At 45.1% G+C, this 15,766-nt stretch carries 14 protein-coding genes; 4 read left to right on the forward strand and 10 right to left on the reverse strand.

What is annotated here, in order from left to right; all coding sequences use genetic code 11:
- Positions 1-25 precede the first annotated feature (25 nt).
- The 3 genes from KFE98_07745 to recJ all read left to right on the forward strand — a co-directional run bounded on the left by KFE98_07745 (position 26) and on the right by recJ (position 4,047).
- Positions 26-1,012, forward strand: coding sequence for an aspartate-semialdehyde dehydrogenase (locus KFE98_07745; GenBank protein UTW64021.1), 987 nt, complete (start codon positions 26-28; stop codon positions 1,010-1,012).
- 101 nt (positions 1,013-1,113) lie between these two features.
- Positions 1,114-2,157: an OmpA family protein gene (locus tag KFE98_07750; protein UTW64022.1), complete on the forward strand. Its 1,044-nt coding sequence runs from the start codon at positions 1,114-1,116 to the stop codon at positions 2,155-2,157.
- 177 nt (positions 2,158-2,334) lie between these two features.
- Positions 2,335-4,047 (forward strand): single-stranded-DNA-specific exonuclease RecJ, encoded by a 1,713-nt coding sequence (gene recJ / locus KFE98_07755; GenBank protein UTW64023.1) that lies wholly within the window; start codon positions 2,335-2,337, stop codon positions 4,045-4,047.
- 66 nt (positions 4,048-4,113) lie between these two features.
- On the opposite strand, the gene KFE98_07760 is transcribed toward recJ, so the two are convergent.
- The 6 genes from KFE98_07760 to KFE98_07785 form a co-directional block, all read right to left on the reverse strand.
- The gene (locus KFE98_07760) at positions 4,114-4,554 is read right to left on the reverse strand and encodes a hypothetical protein (GenBank protein UTW64024.1); all 441 of its coding nucleotides are present in this window, start codon (positions 4,552-4,554) and stop codon (positions 4,114-4,116) included.
- A 249-nt stretch (positions 4,555-4,803) separates the two neighbouring features.
- Positions 4,804-5,226 carry a hypothetical protein gene (locus KFE98_07765; GenBank protein ID UTW64025.1) on the reverse strand — a complete coding sequence of 141 codons (423 nt, stop codon included), beginning with the start codon at positions 5,224-5,226 and terminating at the stop codon, positions 4,804-4,806.
- A gap of 129 nt (positions 5,227-5,355) precedes the next feature.
- Entirely contained in the window at positions 5,356-5,817 is a 462-nt protein-coding gene (locus tag KFE98_07770) for a hypothetical protein (protein UTW64026.1), read from the reverse strand.
- A gap of 60 nt (positions 5,818-5,877) precedes the next feature.
- Positions 5,878-6,534, reverse strand: coding sequence for an FkbM family methyltransferase (locus KFE98_07775; GenBank protein ID UTW64027.1), 657 nt, complete (start codon positions 6,532-6,534; stop codon positions 5,878-5,880).
- Between the two features lie 166 nt (positions 6,535-6,700).
- Positions 6,701-7,927, reverse strand: coding sequence for an NAD(P)/FAD-dependent oxidoreductase (locus KFE98_07780; protein UTW64028.1), 1,227 nt, complete (start codon positions 7,925-7,927; stop codon positions 6,701-6,703).
- 11 nt (positions 7,928-7,938) lie between these two features.
- Positions 7,939-9,384, reverse strand: a complete 1,446-nt coding sequence (locus KFE98_07785; GenBank protein ID UTW64029.1) for an aldehyde dehydrogenase — start codon at positions 9,382-9,384, stop codon at positions 7,939-7,941.
- Positions 9,385-9,547: 163 nt separating this feature from the next.
- On the opposite strand from KFE98_07785, the gene KFE98_07790 reads away from it, so the two are divergent.
- Positions 9,548-11,290 (forward strand): chloride channel protein, encoded by a 1,743-nt coding sequence (locus tag KFE98_07790; protein UTW64664.1) that lies wholly within the window; start codon positions 9,548-9,550, stop codon positions 11,288-11,290.
- Here KFE98_07790 and KFE98_07795 read toward each other — a convergent pair.
- From KFE98_07795 to KFE98_07810, 4 genes are all read right to left on the reverse strand, one after another.
- Positions 11,269-12,141, reverse strand: a complete 873-nt coding sequence (locus KFE98_07795; protein UTW64030.1) for a mechanosensitive ion channel — start codon at positions 12,139-12,141, stop codon at positions 11,269-11,271. The two genes, KFE98_07790 and KFE98_07795, sit on opposite strands and share 22 nt — an antisense overlap.
- The gene (gene dnaG, locus KFE98_07800) at positions 12,138-14,135 is read right to left on the reverse strand and encodes a DNA primase (GenBank protein ID UTW64031.1); all 1,998 of its coding nucleotides are present in this window, start codon (positions 14,133-14,135) and stop codon (positions 12,138-12,140) included. Before dnaG ends, KFE98_07795 begins: the two co-directional genes overlap by 4 nt.
- 74 nt (positions 14,136-14,209) lie before the next feature.
- Entirely contained in the window at positions 14,210-14,911 is a 702-nt protein-coding gene (locus tag KFE98_07805; protein ID UTW64032.1) for a T9SS type A sorting domain-containing protein, read from the reverse strand.
- A gap of 84 nt (positions 14,912-14,995) precedes the next feature.
- A complete protein-coding gene (locus KFE98_07810) occupies positions 14,996-15,694 on the reverse strand; it encodes a T9SS type A sorting domain-containing protein (GenBank protein UTW64033.1) in 699 nt (232 codons plus the stop codon).
- Between the last annotated feature and the right edge of the window lie 72 nt (positions 15,695-15,766).

Below are 15,766 nucleotides of genomic sequence, written 5' to 3' on the forward strand. Positions count from 1 at the left end.
CTTTAAGGAAGTTTTAAGAATAAAGATGAAAGTAGCAGTGGTTGGATCAACTGGAATGGTTGGTCAAGTGATGTTGAAGGTTCTGGAAGAGTTTGATTTTCCAGTAACAGAATTGATTCCGGTTGCATCTGAAAGATCAGCGGGAAGCAAGGTGGACTACAGAGGAAGTTCATACACAGTTTGCACCCTTCAAGATGCACTTGAAAAGAAACCGGATCTGGCTCTTTTTTCTGCCGGTGGATCGGTATCCCTGGAATGGGCTCCTCGCTTTGCGGAGGCTGGCACTACGGTAGTGGACAACTCTTCTGCCTGGAGAATGGACCCTCAAAAAAGATTGGTGGTTCCTGAAATTAATGCTTCCGATTTGACTCCCGAGGACAAGATTATCGCCAACCCCAATTGCTCTACTATCCAAATGGTATTGGCTTTGGCTCCCCTGGAAAAGCGCTACGGAATTAAGCGAATTGTAGTTTCTACCTACCAGTCCATCAGCGGAACTGGGGTGAGTGCGGTTCGTCAAATGGAAAACGAGCGTGCAGGTGATAAAGGGGAGATGGCTTATCCCTACCCCATCGATCAAAACTGCTTGCCTCACTGTGATGTCTTCCAGGACAACGGCTATACCAAGGAGGAAATGAAGCTGGTTAACGAAACCCGCAAAATTCTAAATCGCCCTGAAATTAGAGTAACGGCTACAGCGGTTCGTGTTCCTGTACAAGGAGGACACTCCGAAGCGGTAAACGTGGAATTTGAACAGGATTTCGATCTCAACGAAGTTCGTCAGCTATTGGCGGATACACCTGGAATCAAATTGCAGGACAATCCAGACGTGAATCAATACCCTATGCCTCTTTTCGCTCAGGGAAAGAATGAAGTTTTCGTGGGTCGTTTGAGACGCGATGAATCTCAGAAAAACACGCTGAACATGTGGATAGTAGCCGATAATCTCCGTAAGGGTGCAGCTACCAACGCAGTTCAAATTGCCCAATATTTAGTGGACCAAAGCTGGTAGATTATTCACAATCTACTTTCGGCTGTTTATAAAATCCCCTTTACCCGAATTTAAGGGCCTTCCATTTCTTGATATTTGCTACTATGATAAATTGGTGGCCGATGAAATCTATGAGTAAGTTGTTCGTGTTTGCCCTAATCGCCGGGGCAATGGTGGGTTGTGTTCCTCAAAAGAAATACGCCGAACTTCAGAAGAATTACGACAAAAGTGAATCTGAAAGGGATTACCTCTCTGGATCTCTGAAGGATACGGAAACCGAGAAAAAAGAACTAACGGCTCGAGTAGATAAGTTGTCGAAAGACCTGGACAAGGTAAGTCAGGATTACGCTCAGCTGCAGCGAGAGCACGAGGTTTTGCAAGACAGTTATAAGCAATTGGAAGAGTTTAAAGCTCAGTTGCTGGAAAACCAAGAGAAATCATCGGCCGTGAGTCAGCGTGAAAACAAAAAGCTGCTGGAAGAAATGATTCGGGCCCAGGAAGACTTGCAGGCCAAAGAAGATCAATTGAAGCTCAAAGAAGCTGAATTGGCTGATTTGGAAGCTCGACTTAATGCAACCAGTGAAGAACTGACTGCCAAAGATGAAGCCCTTCAAAAGCGGGAGGCCCGAATCAACGAATTGGAAGAAATTATTGCTCAAAAGGATGCCGCAGTGAGAGCCTTGAAGGACAAAGTGGCTGAAGCTCTGCTCAACTTTAAAGGCAAAGGTTTGACCGTAACCCAAAAGAATGGTCGCATCGTTGTTTCTATGGAAGCCAAGCTTCTATTCCCAAGTGGAAGTACCCAGGTAAATGCGGAAGGAAAACAAGCTTTGGTCGACTTGTCCAAGGTGCTTCAGGATCAAAAAGACATCACCATTTTGGTAGAAGGTCACACAGATATTGATCCGATGAGCGGAGCGGGTTGCATCAAAGACAACTGGGATCTTTCCGTTATGAGATCCACGGCCGTTGTAAAGCTCATGTTGGAGAACTCAAGCATTGATCCTTCTTTGCTCACGGCTGCAGGAAGAAGTCAGTTTGTACCCGTGGATCCGGCAACCACAGCAGCGGCTAAAGCCAAAAACCGAAGAATCGAGATTATCCTCACACCCAATTTGGATCAGCTCTTCGAAATCCTTGACGAGGAAGCTAAGAGTATTAAGTAAGCTTTTATTGAAATAGAATTCTGAATTCTGAATTTCGAATTTTGGAATCTGAGAAAGGAAATACGGGGTTCTTCATGATATCACTGAATGTCGCTTCTCGAATCGCGGATCTCGAACTCTGCCCCTAAAGCCTCATTTTTTCTACTTTTACCGCCAAATCAACCTTAACACATTCCTATGAAAAAACACTGGGACATCCTACCTGCCCCTGATCCGGGCGTGGTTCGGCTATTGCGTGAGCAATTGGGCGTAGAGGAGAGAATTGCCAACCTGATGGCCTTACGCGGTCTTAAATCCTACGATGAAGCCAAGCATTTTTTTAGTCCTCAATGGACCGATTTGCATAGCCCTTGGCTGATGAAGGATATGGAAATAGCTGCCGATCGAATAATGAAGGCCATGCAAGACGGAGAGCGGATCCTCGTTTTTGGTGACTACGATGTAGATGGTACTACTTCGGTCGCGACGATGTATTCCTTCCTTGAGAAAATTTATCCAGGTCACATTCACTTTTACATTCCCGATCGGTATTCCGAGGGATATGGAATTTCAAAGCAGGGAATTTTGTTTGCGGAGGAAAACAAATGTGAGTTGATCATTGCCTTAGACTGTGGCATTAAGGCCTTCGAGGAAGTGAATTTTGCCGCCGAAAAAGGCATTGATTTCATCATTTGCGATCACCACCTTCCTGAGAAAGAATTGCCCGCAGCTGTGGCCATTCTCAATCCCAAAAGATCAGACTGCACTTATCCTTACGACGAGTTAACGGGATGCGGCATTGGCTTTAAATTGATTTCGGCCATTGCTGAGCAGATGGACATGCCTTTCGAAGCCATTCAGCCTTTTTTGGAGTGGGTAGCCATCAGCACCTGTTGTGACATTGTTCCTATAACGGGTGAAAACCGGGTGTTGGTTCATTTTGGCCTGGAGCAGCTTAACAACGATCCTGGTAAAGCGATTTATACTTTGATCGAAAAGGCGGGCAAGAAGTTGCCTTTCACTGTTTCAGATGTAGTCTTTACCCTGGGGCCAAGAATCAATGCAGCTGGAAGAATAGAGCATGGTAAATTGGCCGTTGAAATGCTGCTTTCAGATTCTGAGTCTGCTGCCCTTGAAACAGCGGCGATAATTGAGGAGCGAAATGCTGAAAGGCGCGACCTGGATCGATCCATTACCGAAGAGGCCCTGGAGATGATCGAACACAAGGAGCTGAAAAACCGAAAATCTACCGTCTTGTACCGCGAAGGGTGGAGCAAAGGAGTAATCGGAATTGTAGCCTCCCGACTTATCGAAAATTACCATCGCCCTACTGTGGTGTTGACAGGGGTAGATGGAAAGGCGGTAGGTTCAGCTCGATCCGTATCAGGATTTGATATTCACTCGGCGCTGGAAGAGTGCTCTCCCTTCTTGGAGCAATTTGGCGGGCATGCTTTTGCTGCCGGAATGACCCTGAATGTGGAAAAAGTAGAAGGCTTCGCTAAACGTTTTGAAGAAGTGGTAAGTGAGCGTATTTCTGAAGATCAACTTCGTCCGATAATTACGGTGGAAATGGAATTGGATTTGGCGGATATCACCGATAAGTTCTTCCGAATCCTAAAGCGATTTTCGCCCTTTGGTCCCAAAAATTTAAATCCCGTTTTTGTGGCTCGCAATGTTGTAGATACAGGTTATAGCAAGGCGGTGGGTGAGTTTGGAGACCACTTAAAACTTTATGTCTATCAGCCCCATCATCGCAGTATTCGATTTGGAGGAATTGGTTTTGGTTTGGGAAAATGGCATGAGCGGATTTCCTCTAAAAAGCCTTTCGATATGGCCTTTTGCCTAGAAGAGAATCACTGGCAAGGCCAAACGTCCATTCAGCTCCAGGTGCTGGATATAAAAATGGCATAAAAAAAGCCGTCCCCCAACCTAAAAGGAGAAGGAACGGCTCTCTCATCTTAAAGTAAATAAGAGAAACTAGTAGATCTTAACTCCAGAATACCAATTTCCGCCAATCACCCAGTGGGAGTATTGAACGGTGTTGACAATAGGAGTATTTGGGTTATTGCAATCGGAAACACCTTGGGTAGTTCCTGGGGCCTGACAAGGAAGACCAACGGTAGCATCAATCGGTCCATAAGGAGCTCCATATACTCTCACGGAATAGCAAAAGGCTCCGGGAGGCATAGTCAAACAAAGCGTTGTTCCAGGAGCAACCACTCCAGTCATGTTTCCTGCAAAATTGCAGGTCCCGGGAGCAAAAGTGTATTGCATATTGTAGTTGTAGGGACAGTTGGTAGAGTTGTGTAATACAAAATCGTTAGGGCCGCATTGGGCGTTGGCATCGAGGTTTACCAGTAGCGAGAAAACGGTTAGGAAACACCCGAGGAATAGGGCTCGCAAAGTAAAGTTGCTCATAATTGGATATAGATTAGAGGTTAATATTGGACGAGCAAGGTAACATGGGTGCCTTTATCTGCCATTTGAAATTACCCTATAGCAGCAGTTCACCTCCCCAAGGAAGAGATATATATCCCTAATGTGCTGAAAACCGCCCAAATGGAAGAGGCGGAAAAAAGAAAAGGGTCCGAAATGGACCCTTTGGGATAAAACAAACTTGGCCAAGGCCTCTCAGGAAAAAGAGGCATCTGGCCGATAGTGTAAAGTCTAATAGATTTTGATTCCTCCGTTCATCCAGGAGGTATAGCTCACCGTATTGGTATTTCCAGGAATGTTGCAATCGGAAACAGGTTGTACAGTCCCAGGTGCTACACAAGGTAATCCTACCGTAGCATCAACGGGTCCATAAGGGTTGCCATATACACGGATGGCATAACCATGGGCTCCGGCGGGAAGAGTAATACACTGTACACCGCCAGCAGGAACAGTTCCGGCCAAATTCCCGGCATAGTTACAGGTGCCTGGAGCAAACGTGTACTGAAGGTTCCAGTCGTAATCACAGGTAGTGTAGTTGTGAATGAAAAAGTCGTTCGGGCCACATTGGGCTTTTACTTCTTCGCTTGCCATAAAGGCGAAAGCGGTTAGAAAACAGCTTAGTAAAAGGGTACGCAAAATAGAGGTGCTTTTCATTTGGATGAATGTTTAAGGTTAATAATGAAAACAGTAAGATACGTCACCCGCTTTCAAAATCCTTGATCAATTTGCCCAAGAGAGGCACTTGCCTTCCCTATGGATAAATATTTCATCCGCGCAAAAACCTCATTCGCAGATGTTTACCTGAAATGATTTGCCGTTGAATTGAAAGGAGCTTCCTTCGCTTTGTTGAGCGAGTAGCTGGCCCATGGGAGACCCGGGAGATAATACAAAAACGGAAGTTCCATCTATGGATATAGCACCCAAGCCAATGGCGGTAAAAAACACACCAGATGAGGTATGGTAAAGGCGACCTAAAGATTTAGGCAATCCAGCTGGTCCGGGATCCTGAATTTGGAGCAACACTTGATTTTCTTTCCGGGCTTGTTCCAGTTGACGGTTGAGTTTGGCCTCCTCGAGTTGGATCATGGCCATACCTGTTTCGTACTTGTCTCCGGCACTGCTTTTGGTTTCTTCTTCCTTCGCCTTTTGCAGGCCAGAAATTTCCTCCTGCAGCCGATGAATCTTGTCCTCGATTTTTGACAAGCATAGAGCCAGGATGTTATCCTTGCTTATTCCCTTTTCCATGGTGGGGTTCCGTTCTGTTACTGGGTTCCTAAACAGCTAGCCTTGCGACTAAGTACGATCCTATAGTGTGTAAATCCTGTTTATTGGATTCGATCCGCTCAGCTTATAGCCTTTGCTTTTGATCAAGGTGTCAATTCGTTCGTCAACCTCACCTGTTTTCAAGTCTTTGCACTCCACACAAATGATTTTTGGTGAATGGTTGTCAAAATCCCAGCCTTCTAAGATTTCTAAATCCAGTCCCTCCACATCCAGATTGAGCACGTCGATAGCAGACTTGAACTTACCTGAAAGTTCCTTAACCGAAATAATGGGTAATTCGATTTCGGCTTTGATGTTGTTTTTTCCTTTGTAGTTCTCCTGAACAGCGAGTGCTTGTTCTTTGTCAAAGGTGCTGAACTCGTGCCAGTCCATATCATAAAACATGGCCTTGCCGCTTTCCTTTCCTGAAATGCCTGCATTGATAAACACATCATTGGGTCTTTCTGCGGCAAACATCTTTTTGAAAACCGGATTTGGATCAATGCAAATTCCGGTGCCTCCGTTTTTGTACAATAAGTAAGTGTTGGAGAACCGAATCGGGTCATTGGATCCAATGTCAACATAATAAGGATTGGTGATTCCTCTTTGCTGAAGGAGGAACTCAATAATCAAATCCTCACCCTGCTGAGAATAGGAAATTTTAAACTTCTTCGGTTTTTTCTTAAGGATGCCTATCATATCGGAAAATGCGTGATTTGCTTGCTAAAGTAATTAAATGCATCTTGTTCAGCAAGATGCCCAAAATTGTTGTTGAATTTATTCTAACCCTTCCCTGGGTGGAGTTTACTTATACGTGAGAAATTCAAAAATGCTTCATTGTCTTGAAATGAGACTGAACTTTTCGTTATTTCTCGGGGTCGTTTTTTCCTTGAAGTTTTCCTGCCAGAAAGCCGGTTGTCCAGGCCGCTTGAAAATTGAATCCACCCGTTACACCATCGATGTCCAGGACTTCTCCGGCAAAATATAGGTTCGGCACCGTTTTGCTTTCCAAGGTGAAAGGTGAAACGCTTTTTAGGTCCACTCCACCGCAGGTAACAAATTCTTCTTTGAAAGTGGTTTTGCCCCGAACTTCGTATTCATCATTCAGCAGCAAATTCACTAAACGATTCATTTTTTTGCGGGATAAGTCGCCCCAATTTTCGTCCTCTCGAAGGTCTATCCGGTCGAGTAAATAGGACCAAAGTCTCTTAGGAAGTCCCAAGGGTTGTCGGTGCAGTTTTTTGCTTGGGTTCTCCTGTTTGAAGCTACTGAGTTGTTGTCGCAGATCATCTTCCCGAATACTGCCCACCCAACTAATAAGTGCGTTGAACTGGTAGTTGCGATCGGCCAACTCCCGAGCCCCAAGCGCGGATAGTTTTAATACGCCAGGACCGCTTACGCCCCAATGGGTGATGAGCAACGGACCTGAAGAGGAAAGCTTGCTTCCAGATATTCTAACCCAAGCATCAGGAACGGAAAGCCCCATAAGCGAGGTGATGGCCTGACCGGGCAGGTTAAAGGTAAACAGGGAAGGCACTGGATTTTGAATAGGAATACCCAATTTTTCGAGCCAATGCAACCCTTCTTTCTTAGGGCTTCCACCCGTTGCGATAATAACTTGGTCTACCTCAAGCGATTCATCGTTTCCTAGGGTCAATAGAATTTTATCATTCTTTGGAGTGAGCGCTTTTACCGGTGAATTCAAATCGATGCGGATGCCTCCTTTTTCCGCCTCACTCATTAAGCAATCAACTATGGTTTCCGATCGATTGCTTTGCGGAAACATTCTGCCATCGGATTCAGTCTTTAGCAGAACACCTCTGGATTCATACCAGTCAACCGTGTCTTGGGTGAAAAATTTCGAAAAAGATTTGCGTAAAAACCGTTCTCCCCTGGGGTAATGGGCAGCCAATTCCTTTTGGTTAAAGCAGGCGTGGGTCACATTGCACCGTCCACCTCCGGAAATGCGAACCTTGGAAAGCAACTTGGTGCTCTTTTCCAAAATCCGAATGTGGGCATCGGGATGATGTTGCCGGCATGAAATTGCAGCAAAAAAACCTGCGGCGCCTCCGCCAATGACAACCACCTGCATGTATTCCCTTTTTAGGCGCCGTGCATGACGCAAATATTTTTGGGCTCGGTAAAGAAACGAAGGGCTTCAAATCCACCTTCACGACCAACTCCTGAATTCTTAGTTCCTCCGAATGGGGTGCGCAAATCACGAACCAACCAACAGTTAATCCAAACGATTCCAGACTCCAGGTTTTGAGCTACGCGATGCGCACGGTTTAGATTTTCGGTCCACACGGTGGCGGCCAAACCATAATCGGTGCTATTAGCCATGGTCAATACTTCTTCCTCGGTTTCGAAGGGAGTAAGAGTAACTACCGGGCCAAAAATTTCTTCCTGATTCGTTCTACAGGTATATTCCAAACCTTCAATAACGGTAGGCGAAATGTAGTATCCGTTGGCATGTTCGCCTTCGAGGATCACACGTTCACCACCGCACAATACGGTACCGCCTTCTTCTTTGGCCAGCTCTACGTATGATAAAACCTTATTCATGTGAGGTTCGCTTACCACGGCGCCCACTTTTACTTCCGGATCGAGCGGGTTGCTCACCTTCATCCGTTTTACTTTCTCTACAAATGCGTCTCTAAATTTTTCGTAGATGCCTTTCTGAATAAAGATGCGCGATCCACACAAACAGATTTGACCTTGATTGGCAAAAGAAGAGGACAGCGAAGTCCGTAGAGCCTTGTCAAAATCGCAGTCGTCAAAAATGATATTGGGATTTTTTCCACCCAGTTCGAGAGACAGTTTTTTGAATTTTGGAGCCGCAATACGAGCAATTTCAGCACCTGTGGTGGTTCCACCGGTAAAGGAAATGGCGCAAACATCATCGTTGTTGGTGATGGCAGCCCCTACCTTTTGTCCTAACCCGTGAACAATGTTCAATACTCCTTTAGGCAATCCAGCTTCAATACAGATTTCTGAAAGCAAGTAGGCCGTCATAGGAGTAACCTCAGAGGGTTTGGCAACAACGCAGTTTCCGGCAGCCAGGGCAGGAGCAATTTTCCAGGTAAACAAGTACAAAGGCAAGTTCCAGGGAGAAATACAGCCTACAACTCCTAATGGATCTCTTCGCGTGTAGTTGAATCCTCGATCCTCCATCACGTGAGCTTCGGAGGCAAAGTGAAGAATAGCCGTAGCGAAAAAATGAAAATTACTTGCCGCCCGGTTGATATCCACTTTTTTGGCCAACCACAAGGGTTTTCCATTATCCAGAGATTCAGCCTCTGCCAATCGATCGTGGTTTTCACGGATCAATTCGGCGATCTTTAGAATGATTCGAGAACGCTCTTCCTTAGATGTTACCGACCAGCTTGGGTAGGCCGTATGAGCCGCTTCCACCGCTTCTTGAACATCCCTTTCATCAGAATCGGGAATTTGGGAATAAACAACGCCCTTGGATGGGTCGTAGTTGTCAAGATAAGTTCCACCTGCCGGTGCTTTTAATTCTCCATTAATGTAGTTCTGAATCTTCATTCTGCTCTGGACTTGATTCCGTTAATTTTGAGGGGCACAAATATCGGTAAAAGAATCGGCTTGTGGATTTGTGCCAAACCACCAAAAATGACACCTTTGCTTCGTGAAAGGGTCTCTCACAACGCAGTTCCAATCCTATCTCAAAGGCTTTCTTGTTTGGCGAATGAATCACATTCGCAACAAGCCCTTTATTCTGGTCCTAAGTGTCCTTATGGGATTCCTGTGTGCCGTAGCCGCATTTTGCCTGAAGCAAGGGGTTCACCTGGTAGAATCTTTTTTCGAAAACACGGTGGTGGCTGAAGGAAGTAAGTCATTCTATTTCGTGCTGCCCTTTATTGGGATTGTGCTCACTCAGTTGATCATTCGCTACGTTATTAAGGAGCCCGTTGGTAGTGGTGTGCCGAATACCTTGTTTGCCCTCTCTAAGGGAAATGGAATCATTTCGATCAAAAAGATTTACTCGGCCATCATGACTTCTGCCTTCACGGTTGGATTTGGTGGATCGGTAGGACTGGAGGGACCGGCTGTGGGCACTACCTCAGCTTTGGGTAGTAACCTGAGTCAGATGCTGCGGTTAAATCCTAAAACCCGCAAACTTATGATAGGTTGTGGGGCAGCGGCAGCGCTCTCGGCTATTTTTAAGGCTCCTATTGCGGCCATCGTATTTGCGATGGAGGTAATCATGCTCGATATCACCACCTTTTCGCTCATTCCGCTTCTACTTTCTTCGGTGACTGCGGCGCTTTTTTCCCGTTTGTTTTTTGGAGGCGATTTGCTGTTTGAATTTGAAATCCTGGATGATATCAGCATTCTGGATATGCCTTACTACATCGGATTAGGACTTCTGGCGGGAATTACCGGAGTTTATTTTACCCGGGTTTACTTCCTGGTTTCCCGTGTATTCAATAAAATCAAAAACAACAAGCTGCGGGTTTCGGTCGGTGGTGCATTAATCGGGGTAATCATCTTTATTTTCCCGCCACTATATGGGGAAGGTTACGATACCATTAACCACCTGATTGAGGGTACCACGGGAGATGTATTGGCCAATAGCCAGTTTCAGGCCTTCAATGACAACATCTGGGTTATTCTGGGTTTCCTGGCTTTGGTGGTTTTTTTCAAAGCCTTCGCTACCACCATTACAATTTACGCAGGAGGTATTGGGGGGATCTTTGCACCTACACTCTTTATGGGAAGTGTAATGGGGTATGTTTATTCCAAGGCCATCAATTTGCTGCATTTGGGTAAACTGTCAGAATCTAATTTTACCCTTGTAGGTATGGCTGGGCTGATGGCTGGAATTCTTCAGGCACCATTGACGGCCATATTCTTAATTGCTGAGATTACTGGAGGTTACGATCTTTTCATTCCATTGATGGTAACTACCTCCATCAGTTTCTTGACCATGAAGTATTTCGTGCCTCACACGATTTATACCATGCAGTTGGCGAAAAGAGGACAGTTGCTTACCCACGATAAGGATCAAGCCGTGCTTACCTTGATGGATTTGAAGCGGGAAATCGAAACAAATTTTGAGGTAATTGAGCCCTATGATACCCTTGGTGGATTGGTGAAAAAAGTAACGGTTTCTTCGAGAAACCTATTCCCGGTGGTTGATAATAAAAAACGCTTTATTGGGGTGGTAACCCTCGATGATATTCGAGACATTATGTTTGACCGGGAGAAGTATGACACCATTCAAGTTCACCAACTCATGTCGATGGCACCTGAGCAAATTCAGATCAATGACAATATGGAAACCGTTGTCAATAAGTTTGAATCGAGTGGGGCGTGGAATTTACCAGTTGTAGATCAAGGAAAATACATTGGATTCGTTTCCAAATCCAAGCTCTTTTCTGAGTACCGCAAGAAATTGAAGGACTTTTACGACGACGTTGACGACTGACCTGGTCCAGGTATAGAGCCTGAAACCACATGAATATCCCGTTGAGGAAACGGAATAGTGATGTTGGCCTGGCGAAATACTTCATCAATTTTAAATCGAATATCACTTTTTACCACCTCAGCCTGCCACAATTCTGTGGTCCAGTAGATCAGTTTGAAATGGAGACCTGAGTCCCCAAAATCAGAGAACTTGACAAAAGGAGCTGGAGTCTTGGTAACCTGACTATGTCCTTGTGCTGATTCGAGTAGCAATTGGCTCACTTTTTTGGTATCGGATCCGTAGGCTACACTTACCTCTATTTCGTAACGCGTATTGCGGTTTTCCTTGCTGAGGTTGACAATGGAATTGGAGATCAATCGGGAATTGGGTACAATGATTCGAATGTCGTCTCGGGTGAGGAGGATGGACGTTCGCATGTTTATTTGCATGACCCTGCCAATGGTAGAATCAAACCGTACAATATCGCCAACTTCTACATTGCGCTCAAAAAGCAAAAACAAGCCCGATACAATGTCATTAAAGATGTTTTGGATGCCTAGCCCAATTCCAACGAAAAGAGCAGCAGATGAGGCTACCAGGATGGTAAGATCAATCCCCAGGCTTTGGAGAGCCACTACGATGGAAATAACATAGATAAAGTAAACCGCCAGGCGGGCCATGGCGTAGGATTTACCTTCGTCAATGTGGTCGTGTCGATCCATTGCCCGATGAATCACACGGGAGGTAACAAAAGCCAACAACCGGGAGACCAAAGCGATGATAAGTACCGTGAGTAGGCTCCCAATGGTTATGTCGAGGGAAGAAGTTTTGAATAAGGTATAATCGAGAATATGTTGAAAACGGTCCATCATCCTAAGATAATACGTCCACTCGGTGCAGCCAAAGATGATTTGATCTTATCGTAGATGACTTGCTTTTTTTGGTAGTTCAAGGCCTCTTCCAGTTGGTTGTTTTCGTAGGCCTGCTTGATGGCTTCCTGGTTTTCCCGAATGAGGTTGTTGATCTTCACAAATTTGAAAGAATATAGGGCACCTTCTACGGCACGCTTGAGTTTGGTTTCTTCACCCATCACCAAAATTTGCCTGGAATCCCAGTCATGCAATTCGTGGCGTTGAGTCATGAGGTCGACCATGAGCGAGGCAATTTCCTTGTCTTCGCTGTGAACCATTTTCTGAACATCCCAGATGCCTTCTTCCACTTGCTTAACCAATTCATTGGAAAGCTTCAGGTGGGCACTGTCTTCAAAAAACATTTCATCCCGTTCCAATTCATGAAAGATGAAAGGGGCGATCTCTACTTCGACATCCCCATTTTCACCATCTTTAAAAATGATAGTTTTCTCACCATAGTTAATCAGAATGCGCATCAAGTCTCTTTCTTGAGAAAGATTGTGATCTTTTTTAATGGGAGCTTGTTGCTGCGGTGCACCTTCTTGTGGTGGACCTGAAGGAGGCTCAAAAAAGTCGGGCGGTGGGAAATCAGGTGGCGGCCCTTGATGGCTTTGTTGGGGGGATTGACGGTTCTTTTGTTTGAACTGATCTCGTCGAAGTTTGTTCAGTTCGTTCACCAATACTTTCTCCTCAATTTCGAGCAGATTGGCACATTCCCGTGTGTACACAGATCGGGAAATGGCCTCTGGGATGAGGGCGATACTGGCTACAATATCCTTGATAACGCTGGCCCGTTTGATGGGATCCTTACCCGAGTCTCTGAGTAGAATTTCAGTTTTACTCACGATAAAATCGCGGGCATTATCCGCCAGGTAAGAGCGAATGTCCTCGGGCGTGTTTTTTAGCGCGAAGGAATCAGGATCTTCCCCTTCAGGAAAAGAAACCATTTTCACATTCATCCCTTCCTCCAAAATCATATCGATTCCGCGGAAAGAAGCTTTTATACCGGCTTCATCGCCGTCATAGAGAAGGGTAATGTTGGGGGTATAGCGCTTTATGAGTTTGATCTGATCGCGGGTCAAAGCGGTACCCGACGAAGCCACTGTATTGCTAATGCCGGCCTGGTGGAAGGAAATAACGTCGGTGTAGCCTTCTACCAAATAGCATTGATCTTCTTTTATGATTTCGCCTTTGGCGAAGTAGATGCCGTAGAGTGAGGCACTCTTGTTGTAAATGAGCGACTCAGGACTGTTCAGGTATTTGGGAACCTTTTTATCCTTAATCAGCGTACGGCCACCAAAACCAATAGCTCGTCCAGACAAGCTGTGAATGGGAAATATAACCCGTCCTTTAAACCCATCGTAAAACTCGTTTTGCCGTTTGGGAGAAGGTTTGGTGAGTCCGGTAGCTGTCAGAAATTTTTCCTGGTATCCTTGTTCAAAGGCGGCATCGGTAAAGGCTCTCCATTCATCGGGACTATAACCCAACTTAAACTTTTCGATGGTTTCTGGTAAAAAACCACGTTGCTTGAAGTAGCTCAGGCCAATCGATTTTCCCGCATCTGTTTCATGAAGCTGCTCTTTGAAATACTGCTCGGCAAACTGGCTAACGATGTACAGGCTTTCCCGTTCGTTTTCCGCTTCCTTTTGCTCAGGAGTTAGTTCCTGTTCCTCAAGTTCGATGTTGTATTTCTGGGCAAGCCATCTCAGCGCCTCAGGATAGGAGAAGTGCTCCACCTCCATGAGAAAGGTTACTGCATTTCCTCCTTTACCAGAACTAAAGTCTTTGAAAATCTGCTTTTCAGGCACAACATAAAAGGACGGAGTCTTTTCATTGGTAAATGGACTCAACGCCTTGTACTGCCTTCCCGATTTCTTGAGGTTTACGAATTCTCCAATAACCTCTTCAATCAGGGTAGCCTGTAATATTTCGTCAACTTTGTGCCTTGGGATCATGAGAGACTACAAAGCTACAAATTAGCGAAATTTCCGGGGCTTCCGGAATCACAATATTGAAGGGAAAAGTGGGCTTACCTTACCTGTAGTTTGCGGGAAACCGAAAAATCTTGGAAATGAATCTGCACGAGATAGATACCTGAGTTCAATCCCGATAGTTCGATGGGTACATCAGCCGGGCCAATGGGTGCATCGAGGGTATAGGATCTTACGGTTTCTCCCAGAAGGCTAACCAGCTCAACTGTAGTAGGTCCGTTTTGGGTGTTTTCGAATTGCAGGTGTGTCATGTTGCTTGCCGGGTTAGGCATGAGTTGCAGCGACTGTTCTACTCTTGATTTTTCTTCTACTGAAGTGGCTAAACGAGTTTTAAAAACTACTGTATCCCGAACCGTAGTGTCGGCCATGCTCATTACAATAAGCTTCAACTCCCTGTTTTCAATCACTGATTGTGGTGTCACATACAAGGTATAGCTATGGGGTTTTTCACCGGTCATTGGGTTGCTCAAAACACAAACTCCTGTAGTGGGGTAGGGTGACCGGCACAGGTCGCAGTCACAGAATTGAACGTCCCAATCTGTTTGGTCTACTACATTGTCGGAATAAATGCGGTATTGGGCATCTATAGGTGAAGTGCTGCCGTTTCGAACCCACACCTTGACTTCGGTTTTTACGCCCAAAACCAAATCGTTGTAAACGGTGTCATGATCGAAAATGATTTGAGCAGATAGGGAAACTGACAAATAGAGAAACAGAGCGAGGAGAGATAGTTTTTTCATGACCGTGGGAATTAGCAGGTTAAAGGTAACAAAAAAGCCCGTTGGATGTCCAACGGGCTTTCTTTATAAAATGTCTTTTGAGGCTTAACGCAAACTCAATCGCTTGGAGTATACTTTGTCTCCCACGATGATGTTCACGAAATAAATTCCTGACTCTTGTTCGTTCAGGTCAATGTTTTGCTCAATGTCTCCGTAAGCACTGTCAATAGAGTACTCAGAGATCGTTTCTCCCAAGAAGTTAATCACATTGATTTTTACATCAGCAGTGGTATTCAGAGAGAAGTTCAAGCGAGTGTTTCCTTCCGCAGGGTTTGGTACCAAACGGATTTCGCTGTGGTGCAAATTGATTTGAGGCACGGAAGTAGACATCACTGTTTTGAAAACCACAGTGTCTGCCTGAGTCGTGTCCATACTGTCCATTACTTTCATTTTGAAGTAGGCAGTAGTAATGTTTTGTGCAGGGTTTACGTAGAGCTTAAACAAATAAGGATTTTCAGAAGTTACGTCGGTTGCACAAGTAGATGAATTTGGGTAATTAACCCGGCATACATCACAATCACAAAATTGTACGGCCCAATCAGTCTGAGACTTTACATCGTCAAAGAAAATGCGGTACATACCCTTAATCGGGGTTTGACCTGAATTGAGCACAAGAACCTTAGAGGTAGTTTCTTCACCCTCTACCAAGTAGTGGAGTACGGTGTCTTTCTCGAATGAGATTTGGGCAACGGCACTTAGACCGAAGGCCAACATCAATACAGGGACAAGTAATAGTTTTTTCATGGGACTCTAAAATTATGATCTTTCAAAGATAACGAGTTAAATTGCTTAAGGGTTGGTAATAAAAGTGAAAAA

The organism is bacterium SCSIO 12741 (assembly GCA_024398055.1).
Lineage (GTDB): Bacteria > Bacteroidota > Bacteroidia > Flavobacteriales_G > Salibacteraceae > SCSIO-12741.

Bases quoted from the DNA above. Each gene is read 5' to 3' on its own strand.
- KFE98_07745 (UTW64021.1), top strand. From the start codon at position 26: ATGAAAGTAGCAGTGGTTGGATCAACTGGAATGGTTGGTCAAGTGATG.
- KFE98_07750 (UTW64022.1), top strand. From the start codon at position 1,114: ATGAAATCTATGAGTAAGTTGTTCGTGTTTGCCCTAATCGCCGGGGCA.
- recJ (UTW64023.1), top strand. From the start codon at position 2,335: ATGAAAAAACACTGGGACATCCTACCTGCCCCTGATCCGGGCGTGGTT.
- KFE98_07760 (UTW64024.1), bottom strand. From the start codon at position 4,554: ATGAGCAACTTTACTTTGCGAGCCCTATTCCTCGGGTGTTTCCTAACC.
- KFE98_07765 (UTW64025.1), bottom strand. From the start codon at position 5,226: ATGAAAAGCACCTCTATTTTGCGTACCCTTTTACTAAGCTGTTTTCTA.
- KFE98_07770 (UTW64026.1), bottom strand. From the start codon at position 5,817: ATGGAAAAGGGAATAAGCAAGGATAACATCCTGGCTCTATGCTTGTCA.
- KFE98_07775 (UTW64027.1), bottom strand. From the start codon at position 6,534: ATGATAGGCATCCTTAAGAAAAAACCGAAGAAGTTTAAAATTTCCTAT.
- KFE98_07780 (UTW64028.1), bottom strand. From the start codon at position 7,927: ATGCAGGTGGTTGTCATTGGCGGAGGCGCCGCAGGTTTTTTTGCTGCA.
- KFE98_07785 (UTW64029.1), bottom strand. From the start codon at position 9,384: ATGAAGATTCAGAACTACATTAATGGAGAATTAAAAGCACCGGCAGGT.
- KFE98_07790 (UTW64664.1), top strand. From the start codon at position 9,548: ATGAATCACATTCGCAACAAGCCCTTTATTCTGGTCCTAAGTGTCCTT.
- KFE98_07795 (UTW64030.1), bottom strand. From the start codon at position 12,141: ATGATGGACCGTTTTCAACATATTCTCGATTATACCTTATTCAAAACT.
- dnaG (UTW64031.1), bottom strand. From the start codon at position 14,135: ATGATCCCAAGGCACAAAGTTGACGAAATATTACAGGCTACCCTGATT.
- KFE98_07805 (UTW64032.1), bottom strand. From the start codon at position 14,911: ATGAAAAAACTATCTCTCCTCGCTCTGTTTCTCTATTTGTCAGTTTCC.
- KFE98_07810 (UTW64033.1), bottom strand. From the start codon at position 15,694: ATGAAAAAACTATTACTTGTCCCTGTATTGATGTTGGCCTTCGGTCTA.